At 66.1% G+C, this 12,190-nt stretch carries 12 protein-coding genes; 9 read left to right on the top strand and 3 right to left on the bottom strand.

What is annotated here, in order from left to right; all coding sequences use genetic code 11:
• Positions 1–2 precede the first annotated feature (2 nt).
• The 6 genes from EAH68_RS03030 to ppk2 all read left to right on the top strand — a co-directional run bounded on the left by EAH68_RS03030 (position 3) and on the right by ppk2 (position 5,646).
• The gene (locus EAH68_RS03030; protein WP_126119848.1) at positions 3–1,118 is read left to right on the top strand and encodes a TRAFAC clade GTPase domain-containing protein; all 1,116 of its coding nucleotides are present in this window, start codon (positions 3–5) and stop codon (positions 1,116–1,118) included.
• Positions 1,115–1,426 (top strand): hypothetical protein, encoded by a 312-nt coding sequence (locus tag EAH68_RS03025; RefSeq protein ID WP_126119847.1) that lies wholly within the window; start codon positions 1,115–1,117, stop codon positions 1,424–1,426. The genes EAH68_RS03030 and EAH68_RS03025 overlap by 4 nt, the downstream gene beginning before the upstream one ends.
• A 199-nt stretch (positions 1,427–1,625) precedes the next feature.
• Entirely contained in the window at positions 1,626–3,269 is a 1,644-nt protein-coding gene (gene groL / locus EAH68_RS03020; protein ID WP_126119846.1) for a chaperonin GroEL, read from the top strand.
• A gap of 846 nt (positions 3,270–4,115) precedes the next feature.
• Complete coding sequence (locus EAH68_RS03015) at positions 4,116–4,337, top strand: hypothetical protein (protein ID WP_126119845.1); 222 nt, start codon at positions 4,116–4,118, stop codon at positions 4,335–4,337.
• An 86-nt stretch (positions 4,338–4,423) separates the two neighbouring features.
• Complete coding sequence (locus EAH68_RS03010) at positions 4,424–4,588, top strand: porin (RefSeq protein ID WP_126119844.1); 165 nt, start codon at positions 4,424–4,426, stop codon at positions 4,586–4,588.
• 158 nt (positions 4,589–4,746) lie between these two features.
• Positions 4,747–5,646 (top strand): polyphosphate kinase 2, encoded by a 900-nt coding sequence (gene ppk2, locus EAH68_RS03005; protein WP_126119843.1) that lies wholly within the window; start codon positions 4,747–4,749, stop codon positions 5,644–5,646.
• A 72-nt stretch (positions 5,647–5,718) separates the two neighbouring features.
• Here the strand turns inward: ppk2 and EAH68_RS03000 are convergent, their stop codons facing one another.
• From EAH68_RS03000 to EAH68_RS02990, 3 genes are read right to left on the bottom strand one after another with little or no spacing between them, the layout of a single operon-like run.
• A complete protein-coding gene (locus EAH68_RS03000; protein WP_126119842.1) occupies positions 5,719–9,612 on the bottom strand; it encodes a Pls/PosA family non-ribosomal peptide synthetase in 3,894 nt (1,297 codons plus the stop codon).
• Between the two features lie 3 nt (positions 9,613–9,615).
• The gene (locus EAH68_RS02995; RefSeq protein WP_126119841.1) at positions 9,616–10,140 is read right to left on the bottom strand and encodes a MarR family winged helix-turn-helix transcriptional regulator; all 525 of its coding nucleotides are present in this window, start codon (positions 10,138–10,140) and stop codon (positions 9,616–9,618) included.
• 59 nt (positions 10,141–10,199) lie between these two features.
• Entirely contained in the window at positions 10,200–10,493 is a 294-nt protein-coding gene (locus EAH68_RS02990; RefSeq protein WP_126119840.1) for a rhodanese-like domain-containing protein, read from the bottom strand.
• Between the two features lie 146 nt (positions 10,494–10,639).
• On the opposite strand from EAH68_RS02990, the gene EAH68_RS02985 reads away from it, so the two are divergent.
• The 3 genes from EAH68_RS02985 to EAH68_RS02975 are packed head-to-tail and all read left to right on the top strand — an operon-like array spanning position 10,640 to position 12,173.
• On the top strand, positions 10,640–11,260 hold the full coding sequence (locus EAH68_RS02985; protein WP_164546380.1) for a DUF4178 domain-containing protein: 621 nt from the start codon (positions 10,640–10,642) through the stop codon (positions 11,258–11,260).
• Entirely contained in the window at positions 11,257–11,757 is a 501-nt protein-coding gene (locus tag EAH68_RS02980) for a DUF2617 family protein (protein WP_126119839.1), read from the top strand. The genes EAH68_RS02985 and EAH68_RS02980 overlap by 4 nt, the downstream gene beginning before the upstream one ends.
• A complete protein-coding gene (locus tag EAH68_RS02975) occupies positions 11,754–12,173 on the top strand; it encodes a DUF4247 domain-containing protein (protein ID WP_241228264.1) in 420 nt (139 codons plus the stop codon). The genes EAH68_RS02980 and EAH68_RS02975 overlap by 4 nt, the downstream gene beginning before the upstream one ends.
• Positions 12,174–12,190: the final 17 nt, after the last annotated feature.

Here is a 12,190-nt window from a genome sequence, read left to right as displayed (position 1 = left end):
AGATGGCGACAGATACCTACCCGGGCAAGCTTCCCACCCGCTGCCCCTACACCTTCCAGGAGATGCCGGATCCCATGGCGCCGGCATCCCCCTTCCTCACGCCCTCCCAGCGGGAGGATTACCTGCTCCCGGAAGGGTGGCAGGGTTCGGGGACGCTCACCTTCGCCATGGCCGGTGCACGCACCTCCGGCAAGAGCCTGTACATCGCGGTGGTGGTCAAGCTGCTGGAACGGCTGGTCATCACCAACCACGGCACCTTCCGCTATGCGGATGAACACACCCGCCGCACCTACACGGAGCGCTACGAGAAGCCGCTCTTCGAGAAGATGGGGCTGCTGCCGCCGACCCCGCCGGCGGCTTCCGCGGATGCACACCAGGACCGACCGCTGATCTTCGACGTCGGCATGCATCGCCGGGACGGTGAACTGCAGAAGATCTTCGTGGTCATCCGCGACGTCGCGGGTGAGGACCTCAAGGAGGAGAACTTCGATGAGAGGCAGGAGGATCTGAGTTTCTTCCGTTTCGCGGACCGGATTCTCTTCCTCTTCGACCCGATGGCGGTGCCGCGTATCCGCCAGCTGCTCGAGGGATCCGTCCCCATTCACGAGGTCGGGGCAGATGACCCGACGGTCGTGCTGCAGAACGTCCTCCGCGTGCTGGGCTCCGAGCACCGCACCGACATCGCGCTGTGCCTGTCCAAATTCGACGTCATGCAGCGGCTGGCCGAGGTCAACCAGGCCCACCACTTCGCCGACGGGCCGAACGCGGTGAACTGGCAGCGGGTCATGGGTAACTACGGCGCCTCCTTCCGCCGGGAGAGTGCCGCACTGGATGAGCCCTTCGACGGGGACAACAGCTATCTCCTCCACCTGGAGGTGAGCAGCCTGCTGCAGTGCCTGGACGCGACCCAGATGATCAACCAGCTGCAGACCCCACTGTTCGGCACCGAGGCCTACCGGTACCAGTGCTTCGCGGTCTCCGCGTTGGGTGCCTCCCCGGAGGGGGACCGCGTCAGCCGCGCCGGCATCGCCCCCTTCCGATGCATGGACCCGCTGCGGCAGGTCTTCTCCGCACATGGGCTTTTCGACGGCTCCGCCAGGACAGGAGAGTTTCAGTGAGCAACCTCAACAACCCGCACCCGGGCATGCCGGGGGGCTTTGCCCGCCCCGAATTCACCGCCGGCCCGGGGATCAGCGGTGAGGGCCCCCGCGTGGAGGCGCACATCGCCTCGATGGACGGGACCCGGGAGGAGATCGTCCGCCGGGAGCAGACCCTCCACGGGGAGCACCTGGAGGGCAACCGGCGTCGCCGCTACAGGTTCCTCATCGCCGCGGCCACCGCAGTTGCAGCCATGGCGCTGATCGTCGCCCTCGTGCTGTGGTTCTGGATCGCCGACCCCTATTCCCTCGGTGCCACCGGTATCTGACACGGACCCGGACCCTGACATTGCACTCCAGGCCGGTGAGTGCTAGAAAAGGGACTTAGCACTTGATTCATTCGAGTGCCAGAAACGATGACTTCAGCGGGTGAGGTTGGTTCACACTCACCGACCGTGCCGTCGCGGGCGCCCGCTGGAGCGCAGACGCCGAGTGTCGTCCTGATAACTAATTGAGGAGCACAAACACATGGCAAAGATCATCGCCTTTGACGAGGAAGCACGCCGTGGTCTTGAGCGTGGCCTGAACACCCTGGCCGACGCCGTCAAGGTCACCCTCGGCCCCAAGGGTCGCAACGTCGTTCTCGAGCGCGGCTGGGGCGCCCCGGTCATCACCAACGACGGTGTGTCCATCGCCAAGGAGATCGAGCTGGAGGATCCGTACGAGAAGATCGGCGCGGAGCTCGTCAAGGAGGTCGCCAAGAAGACCGACGATGTCGCCGGCGACGGCACCACCACCGCCACCGTCCTGGCCCAGGCACTCGTCCGCGAGGGGCTGCGCAACGTAGCCGCCGGTTCCAACCCGATGGGCATCAAGCGAGGCATCGAGGCCGCCACCCAGAAGGTCACCGAGGCTCTGCTGGCATCCGCCAAGGAGGTCGAGACCGAGGAGGAGATCGCTGCCACCGCCGGTATCTCCGCCGCTGACCCGGCCATCGGCGCCCAGATCGCCAAGGCCATGTACGCCGTGGGCAACGGCCAGGTGAACAAGGACTCCGTCATCACCGTTGAGGAGTCCAACACCTTCGGTGTCGAGCTCGAGGTCACCGAGGGCATGCGCTTCGACAAGGGCTACATCTCCGGCTACATGGCCACCGACCTGGAGCGTGGCGAGGCTGTCCTGGAGGATCCGTACATCCTCCTGGTCTCCTCCAAGATCTCCAACATCAAGGACCTGCTGCCGCTGCTGGAGAAGGTCATGCAGTCCGGTAAGCCGCTGCTGATCATCGCCGAGGACATCGAGGGCGAGGCCCTGTCCACCCTCGTGGTGAACAAGATCCGCGGCACCTTCAAGTCCGTCGCCGTCAAGGCCCCGGGCTTCGGCGACCGCCGCAAGGCCCAGCTGCAGGATATCGCCATCCTCACCGGTGGCCAGGTCATCGCCGAGGAGGTCGGCCTCTCCCTGGAGACCGCCGACCTGCCGCTGCTGGGCACCGCCCGCAAGGTCGTCATCACCAAGGATGACACCACCATCGTCCAGGGTGCAGGTTCCCCGGAGCAGATCGAGGGTCGCGTCAAGCAGATCCGCGCCGAGATCGACAACTCCGACTCCGACTACGACCGCGAGAAGCTGCAGGAGCGCCTGGCCAAGCTGGCCGGCGGTGTCGCAGTGCTCAAGGTCGGTGCCGCCACCGAGGTTGAGCTCAAGGAGCGCAAGCACCGCATCGAGGATGCCGTCCGCAACGCGAAGGCTGCTGTGGACGAGGGTATCGTCGCCGGCGGTGGCGTCGCCCTGCTGCAGGCTGCTGAGGTGCTCGTTGACGAGCTGGGCCTGACCGGCGACGAGGCGACCGGCGTCAAGATCGTCCGCCAGGCGCTGTCCGCCCCGCTGAAGCAGATCGCCCTCAACGCCGGCCTGGAGGCTGGTGTCGTGGCCGATAAGGTCTCCGGCCTCCCGGCTGGCCAGGGCCTCAACGCCGCCACCGGCGAGTACGTCGACCTCATGGCCGAGGGCATCAATGACCCGGTCAAGGTCACCCGCTCCGCCCTGCAGAATGCTGCGTCCATCGCCGCACTGTTCCTCACCACCGAGGCTGTCGTCGCCGACAAGCCGGCCCCGGCCGGTGCAGGTGCCGCCCCGGATGTTGACGGCATGGGTGGCATGGGCTTCTAGTCTCAAGCTGCCGGCATTGGTCCTCCATGCCGACTCTGACGCTATCCGGGAATCTCAGGCAGATTCCCGGATAGTTTTCTTTCCAGGGTGGGGAAAGGCGACTGGTTCGCCCGATGGGTCGGCGGGGTGGGGATGGTCGGGTTCGTCAGGCAGGTAATCTCTGATGCTTCTGTCACGACGTGCGGTGCCCACCTGTAGCGCCGTTAAGTCATGGCGACCCCAGGGGTGGCACTATTCCGCCACCTGCGGTGCCCTGTCTACAGCGCATGTCTCTGGTGTCTGAGGGTTGCGGTGCAGTTGAACTCTGTTGGACAGAATGCGGGTGCGCTCTGATTCGTCACCGGTACCAGTGCGGGGTGCGGCAGTGGGAAGCTGCTTGGTTCTGCTGATCACCCGCCTGAGGGGTGTTCTCTGCCTTCCGCCGATAATGAATGTTAGGCGCTGAGTTTTCACCCGTTCACGCTTTCCCTGTCTGAGGAATTCCAGGGTCGAGGGGGAGAAGGTGTCCGCAGAAAGCACCCCCAACTGAGGGAAGCCTTGCCTGAATTCTTATCGTGAGTACAAATTCGCTCGGGAAATTTTAAACCGGACATCAGTCCCCGCTTTGCTGGGGTGCATTATGCAATATCGACCTTTCTGCAGGTCGGGACGGTGCGGGGGTCTTGAGTCCATGACAGCAAATTGGCCCAGAGAGAGAGGGGGAGCGAAAGCTCTTTAAGGAAACTTCTTCTTAGGGGTTGCTAGAGCTGAAAATTGTGACAAAATATCCACCTGTGACGCCTCAATGTGTCACTCCACTGGAATTTTGACCAGCCCACGGGCTGGTATTGGTTGAGGAGAAATCGCATGCGCAATCCTTTCTGGGGCCCTTGGGGAACTGAGACAAGCCCGATCTGGGAGATTGGTGACTTTGTCACCTTCGGCAAGAACATCGGGGCCGCCATCACCGGTTTCCCGAACTTCGTCACGAACACTGTCGGATTCTCTTCGAACTACCCGGGCCTGGCTGCAGAGACCGCTCAGGCATGGGACAGCGTCGTGGCTACTACTTCCTCTCTCTTCGGTTAAGGCAGTTATTCCTCAGGGATGTGCCAGAGCATTCTGAGGGTGTCAAATTCTCTGTCTACTTTCTAGATTCTTCAAGGAGATTTACCATGGATTTCTCTTCCAACGTTATCGCCTCCTCTGAGGCATGGGCCAACCTGTCTTCGACTGGCGTCTTCGGCGAGCTCTTCCGGATCCTCAAGGAGACGGCAGACTGGCTCGATGCGCTCAACAAGCTGGATGGTCTGTCCTCCAAGATGGCCGGCGACGACTAGATTCAACGTCGGAATACCGGACTAAGCAGCAGGCCCCAGCCGTACGGCTGGGGCCTGCTGCTCTTCCTCTCCCAACATAAGTTGACGGTTCCCTGAACTTCCGGCTCACGGCCAGGTTCGCCGCGACGCTAGGGTGTTCCATGACTAGACTGTGGCGCATGGCTGACCACAAGGACGACGAACTCCCCGTCATTGACCTGGCGAAGACTGACGGGTACATCGTCGACGATTCCGATGAAGATGATCCGGTGCTGCTGCGCCCGGACGGCACCCCCATCGAGACGTGGCGGGAGAATTATCCCTACGACGAGCGCATGTCACGCGACGAATACGAGAAGATCAAGCGCGCCCTCCAGATTGAGCTGCTGAAGTGGCAGAACTGGACCAAGGAGACCGGCCAGCGCCATATCATCATCTTCGAGGGCCGTGACGCCGCCGGTAAGGGTGGCACGATCAAGCGCTTCAACGAACACCTCAACCCCCGTGGTGCCCGTACCATCGCCCTGGAGAAGCCCTCCCCCAAGGAGTCCACCTCGTGGTATTTCCAGCGCTATATCGCGCATTTCCCTGCAGCCGGGGACATCGTATTCTTCGACCGCTCCTGGTACAACCGTTCAGGTGTCGAGCGGGTCATGGGCTTCTGCACCGAGTCGCAGCACGCGGAATTCCTCCGCGAGGTGCCCATGCTGGAGAACATGCTCCTCGGCTCCGGGATCTCCCTGACCAAGTTCTGGTTCTCCGTGACCCAGAAGGAACAGCGCACCCGCTTCGCCATCCGCCAGGTCGATCCGGTGCGCCAGTGGAAGCTCTCCCCGATGGACCTCGCCTCCCTGGACAAGTGGGACGACTACACCCGCGCCAAGGAGGAGCAGTTCCGCTACACCGACACGGACGAGTCCCCGTGGGTGACCATCAAGTCGAATGACAAGAAACGCGCCCGCATCAACGCCATGCGCTACATCCTGTCGAAGTTCGAGTACACCAACAAGGACCACGAGGTCGTCGGGCATCCGGACCCGCTCATCGTCAAACGTGGTCGCGACCAGATCGGCGATTAGCCACCCAGCCATGTCAGCACGAAGGCCCGCTCATCCCGGTGCAAACGGGGAGGGCGGGCCTTTGCGTTGCTCTCAGGAGGACAGGCTCCCCCACGGTTCGATCGGGTTGCCCTGCCAGACGGTGTTGGCGGGCACCTGGTCGCCGCGCATGACCAGGGAACCGGGTCCGACGGTGGCTCCTGCGCCGAGGGTGGCGGCCGGCAGCATCACCGAGTGGGCGGCCAGGGTGGCGCCGTCGGCGATGGTTACCTGATCGAGGCTCATGACGCGGTCCTGGAACAGGTGCGTCTGCACGACTGTTCCCGGCCCGACCGTGGCGCCCCTGCCGACGACACAGAGGTCAGTCTCGGGGAACCAGTAGGACTCGATCCACGCGCCGCGGCCGATGCGCGCACCCAGGGCCCGCAGGGCCAGGTTGAGTTCCGCGGTGCCGAGGCCGGGTACGAGGAACCATGGGGCGGCGACGGACTCGACGAAGGCGTCCTGCAGCTCATTGAGCCAGACGAATTCGCTCCACAGCGGGTGGTCGCCGGGTCGGTGTTTACCGACGCAGAACCACTTCACCAGCACCGTGATGATGATGGCCAGCAGTCCGGCGGCCATGAGCGTGACACCACCGGCCAACCACGCGGCCCATACACCGACGGTGACGGTCAGCCAGTAGAGCGTGCCGACGACCGCGGCCAGCAGCATCGCCGAGACCGTGGGCGCGAGCAACCGCATCGTCTCGATGAAACCGCGGAAGATCTTCACCTTCAGACCGGGGTTGTAGGTCAGGGCCTCACCGCCGTCGGCGCCGACCTGGACACGGCGCATGCGTTCCGGCGGGGAACCCCACCAGTTGGTGTTGGCCTTGGCCTTCTTCGGGGTCGAGGAGAGCACGGCCACCAGGGAGTTCTTCGGGAGCTTGCGGCCCGGTCCGGTGATGCCGGAGTTGCCGACGAAGCTGCGTTTGCCCACGCGGGTCTCACCGGTGAGCATCCAGCCGCCGCCGAGCTCGTAGCCGCCGATGAGGGTGTCGTCGGCAAGGAAGGCACCGTCGCGGATCTCGGTGAGTGCGGGCACCATCACCGCGGTGGAGATCTCCACGTCCTGGCCGATCTTCGCACCCAGACTGCGCAGCCACATCGGGGTGAGCTGGCCGGCGTAGAGGGGGAAGAGGTAGGTGCGGGCATCGTCCATGAGGCGTTCGATGGTCCACAGCTGCCAGCCACGGAAGGAACGCACCGGGGTGACACCGGGCTTAAGTCCGAGGGAGAGCGCACGCACGCCCAGCCAGGTGGCGACCATGTAGAAGACGAAGGCGACCAGAGCCCCCAGTGGGGCGAAGAGCACCCCGCCGAGCAGCGGGTTGCCGTTGGTGGTCTGCACCAGGGCGATGACCACGAGGGCGCCGAGCGCGATGGCCACGAGCGGCTGCAGGCTGAGCATCACGGAGGTCAGGCCGTAGACGGGCACCCAGCGGGAACGCCGCGGCGGGTACTCGTCGGGGAAGCGGTGCTTGGAACGGCCGACCTTCTCCGCCGGGGAACCCGACCAGCGGGCGCCGGGTTTGATGGGACGGTCACCGGTGACGGTGGAACCGGCCTCCACGTGTGCGTCGGCACCGATGACGGCGCCGGGCAGCAGGGTGGAGCGGGCGCCGACGCGGGCCTCGGGGCCGACCTCGATGGTGCCGACGCGCAGGATGTCGCCGTCGACCCAGTAGCCGGACAGGTCCACCTCCGGCTCGATGGCGCAGTGGTCGCCGAGAGTGAGTAGGCCGGTGACCGGCGGCAGGGAGTGCAGATCCACGCCCCGGCCGATCTTCACGCCGAGGGAGCGGGCGAAGTAGATCACCCACGTCGCGCCTGAGATCGAGTGGGCGCCGGAGGCGTCCACCCAGCGTTCGGCGGCCCAGATCCGCAGGTGGGTCGGTCCACCGCGGCGGTACTCGCCCGGTGTGATGCCCCGGGTGATCAGGCGGGCACCCAACCCGCCCAGCGGCAGTCGGCCGAGCGGGGAACCGAAGACGATGAGCAGGACGGCCACCAGCCACCAGGAGCTGTGCACGGCCCAGTCCACGCCCGCGAGATGGGCGAGGTTGCCGCCCAGCAGGATCCAGCCCAGCCAGGTGGTCGCCTGCAGCGTCATCATGGGAACCTGGATGAGCAGCTGTGCCAGGCGCGTGCCCAGGCCCACCGGGGTGACGTCACGGGGGGTGACGGGCGCGGCGTCGATAAGCGAGACACCGGACTTCTCGGCGATGGCCTCCACAGCCTCGGCCAGCGAACCCAGGCGTGGGTGGTCGTAGAGGTCACGGACGGCCACGGTGGGGACCTGATCGCGGATACGCCCCACCAGCGTCGCGGCGGCCAGGGAGGTGCCGCCGAGGGAGAAGAAATCGGCGTCCGCATCGGCGACGGAGGTACCCAGGACGTCGACCCACAGTTCCGCGAGCCAGGCCTCCGTCGGGTTGAGGTCGGTGGCCTCCACACCCACGCCCGGCAGCGGCCAGGGCAGGGCCTTCTTGTCCACCTTGCCGGAGGTGCGGATCGGCAGCTCCTCCATGACGCAGATGCGCGGGACGAGGGCGGCCGGCATGGTCTCCGCGAGACGTTCGTGCGCGGCCTCGTGGTCGAAACCGGCCTCGGGATCATCGAGGGAGACATAACCGACCAGCACGGACTGGTTGGCGCCGGTCTTCTGCACGGCCACGGCGGAGTTGTAGACGTTCGGCAGGGCGGCGACGTTGGCCTCCACCTCGCCGAGCTCGATGCGCCGGCCGCCGATCTTGACCTGGTCGTCGACCCGGCCGATGAAGTACAGGCCGTCCTCCTCCAGGCGGACATGGTCGCCGGAGCGGTAGGCCCGCGGCCAGCCGACCGAGGGCATGGGGGCGTATTTCTCGGCGTCCTTCTCCGGATCGAGGTAGCGGGCCAGGCCCACACCGCCGATGACCAGTTCACCGACTTCGCCGACGCTGACCGGCTGCTCCTGCTCGTCGACGACGAGCAGGTCCCAGCCGGCCAGGGGCAGTCCGATACCCACCGGGTGGCCCGGATGCAGCTGGGTTGCGGAGGCCACGACGGTGGCCTCGGTGGGGCCGTAGGTGTTCCACATCTCGCGGTCCTCGGTTGCCAGACGCTCCACCAGTTCCTGGGAGCAGGCCTCGCCACCGACGATGAGCAGGCGGATGTTGTCCAGCGCCTCGGCCGGCCACAGTCCGGCCAGGGTGGGCACGGTGGAGACCACCGTGATGTCGCGGCGGATCAGCCAGGGGCCCAGATCCATGCCGGAACGCACCAGGGAACGCGGGGCGGGCACCAGGCAGGCGCCGTGGCGCCAGGCCAGCCACATCTCCTCACACGAGGCGTCGAAGGCCACGGACAGGCCGGCCAGGACGCGGTCCTCCGGACCCAGGGGACCGCCGGGGGAGTTGACCAGGAAGAGCTCGGCCTCGGCGTCGACGAAGGCGGCGGCGCTGCGGTGGGAGACTGCCACGCCCTTCGGTTTGCCGGTGGAGCCGGAGGTAAAGATGATCCAGGCGGTGTCACCCAGCTGCGGCCGGTGTCTGTCGCCGCCCGCACGCGGGGAGAGCATGCGGAAGCCTTCGTCGGTGAACACACCGTTGATCTTCCCCTCGGAGAAGACCATCTCCGCGCGTTCCTCGGGATCATCGGCATCCACCGGCACATAGGCGGCGCCGGCCGCGATGGTGGCCAGGATGGCGATGTAGAGGTCGCGGCTGCCGGAGGTCATCCGGATGCCGATGCGGTCGCCGCGACGGATGCCGTTGGCGTGCAGCTCGGCAGCCAGGGTGTGGACCTCGTCCATGAGTTCGGCGTAGGTGAGAATCTCACCGTCATCGATGGCTGCGGCCTCAGGATTCTCGGCGGCGGTGGTGGCCAGGATGTCATAGAGCGTGCGCTTGGCCGGGGCTGCGCCGGCACGCAGGAACTGGCGCGGAACCTGGTGGATCGACATACGTCAGGCCCCCTTCGCCACGGGATCGTCAGGCCCCTCGGGGTGGGCCTCGGCTGATTCCGTGGTCAGCACCACCTGGGTCAGCTTCCGCAGGTGTTTACGCTGTTTTCCGGTGGAATCGTCCAGCGCGGCCTTCTCGGCCTGCGCGACGAGTACGGCGAGTTCGGCCTGGGCCTTCGCCCCGGCCTTCGTCGATGTGACGATCTGCCGGCGGCGGTCCTTCGGGTCCCGCTCGCGGCGGGCCCAGCCCTTCGTCTCCAGGGCGTCAATGAGGCGGACCATGTCTGAGGCGTCGATGGCCAGGGCCTCGGAGAGCGCGGACTGGGAGGCGGCGTCGCCCTCGATGAGGCAGGTGAGCACCCAGTATTCGCGCATGGTGGTGTCGTGGGTGGACAGGGCTGCCTCGACGCCGTCGCGGGTGCGGCGGCGTAGGCGTTCCAGCTGGAAGCTGGGCGATTCAAGCAGGGGCAGCGGCAGGCCGGTCTGCTCGGCGGTCTCCACGATGGGTGAATCCTTTTTATGTGGCATACCTGCAATAGTAGATGCCCCACCGTGGTTTGGTTAAATCATGGGAAGTTCCCCACTAATTACTTCTCCATCGGGAGTTCTGCCTCGCGCCAGGCCCTGGTGCCACCCTCCACGTTGATCGCCTCGACGTCGTGGGCCTGCTGCAGGTACTCACAGGCCTGGGCGGAACGGCCGCCCGCCAGGCAGATCATGTAGATGTCACGGCTGGTGTCGATCTCATCCACGCGGGAGACAAACTCAGAGAGCGGGATGTGCACGGCGTTGGCGGCGTGGCCCTCCGCGTACTCGTCGGCCTCGCGGACGTCGATGAGCTGGGCGTCGAAGGGAACCTGGTTGACGGTCACGGTCTTCATGGAGGAGCACCTTTCTTGGGGACCTATAGGGCAACGGACATGGATGGAAACTGTCCGCTATCCTCACCAAGGTACTTATGCTCGCGGGGCTGGGGAAGACCCCGGTACCGGCCAGCTGAAACCCACGATGAATCCGGGAGAACCGAATGGACGCAGGGACGATCTGGTGGCTGGTGGCCCTCCTTGCAGCAGCCGCGGCAGTGATTTTCCTGTTGCTGGGAATGCGGGCCCGTCGGGCCGGGGACGGTGGGACGGAGCACCGGAGCCGGAAGGATCCCTTCGCGGACGTCACCGGCGCGCGGGATTTCGGCCCCGATGTTCTCGCCCCAGGGGCGATCATCACCTACGGCGGCATCGACTACGTCGTCCGCGGCAGCGTGACCGTCACCGAGGGCTACTACACCTGGTACGAGCACATGCTGGAGGGCGGGCGGGGTTCGGAGTGGCTCTCTGTGGAGGTCGACGAGGGCCAGCTCAAGCTCTCCTGGTGGATCTCCCGTCCCGACCTGCATCTGGAGCCCGTCCAGCAGCTCAGCGTCGAGGGTACGGACTATCACCTGGTGGAGCGCGGCCGCGCCGAATTCCGCACGGAGGGGGAGGCCGGCCTTCCACCCCAGGGTGAAGTGCGGTACCACGACATGGCCGCCATCGGGCGCGGCGGAGGCCTCCTCGGTCTGGAGAGCTTCGGCGGTGGTAGGTGGGAGGCCTCCCTCGGACACACCGTGCTGCCCGGAGAGTTGTCCGTCTACCCGGCACCGAAGCCGTGACGGCCGCCGTCGAACTGCGCTGCACCCCGGCCGATGTCAGTGCAGCCGCCCTCGGCGTGAGCTGGAACGGACCCCTCCCGCAGATCCTGGCGGACACCGTGATCCCGGCACCGGCTGGTGGGGGACACCTCCACCTGGCGGTCATCGGGGGCTCCCACGTCGTCACCGTCCACCACGCTGACGGCTCAGTCGTCTTCCGGGAGGAGATCTCCTGCACCGCGCAGGAGGCGGTGCACCCCCTGCCCGCGCTGACAGAGCACCACGGTTACCGGCTGGACACCCGCACTCGGCGGTTGAACGGGGACGACTTCCGGGAGCAGGCGGACGCCCTGCTCGATACTGCGGGCTGGTTCATCGTCCGTTTCCCCGGGCCCGGCCGCCACCACCTCACCGCACTGCGCGGCACAGCCACGGACGGTGGCTGGAGCTGGGACACCCGCCATCTCTACCCGGAGGAATCCACCATCGTGAGTACGAGGAGCACCTACCGACCGTGACCTCCACCAGATATTTCGTGGCCGCCGCTGTCGCTGCGGGCATTGCCGTGCTGGCCGCGCTGATCGCGGTCGGTTCCGGCGACCTGGACGACCGCATGGGCCAGAGCTTCGCGGCCACCAGCGCCACCACCTACCAGTGCGCGGGCACCCCGGCGGAGACCGCCGACCGGATCGAGGAGGAGGTGGGCCGGGCGCAGTCGCGGGCCACCGACCCGGCTGACGGCAGCGAGTACCTGCGCTACCGCCGCAACCTCATCTCCGTGACACAGGACGCCAACGGTTCCTGCTCCATCCGGGTCGAGGACCTGGGGCGGGTCAACAACGGAACCTTCGTCTACCTGGGCACCGGTTTCTCTCCAGGTTCACCCAGCGGCTCGAGCGGCGGCTCCTCAGGCTCCGGCTCGGGTGTGAAATAGTCCGCTCCCTCATCTCC

This window comes from Corynebacterium hylobatis (assembly GCF_003955685.1).
In the GTDB taxonomy this organism is placed as follows: domain Bacteria; phylum Actinomycetota; class Actinomycetes; order Mycobacteriales; family Mycobacteriaceae; genus Corynebacterium; species Corynebacterium hylobatis.
This window is presented reverse-complemented; position numbering and strand designations above follow the sequence as displayed.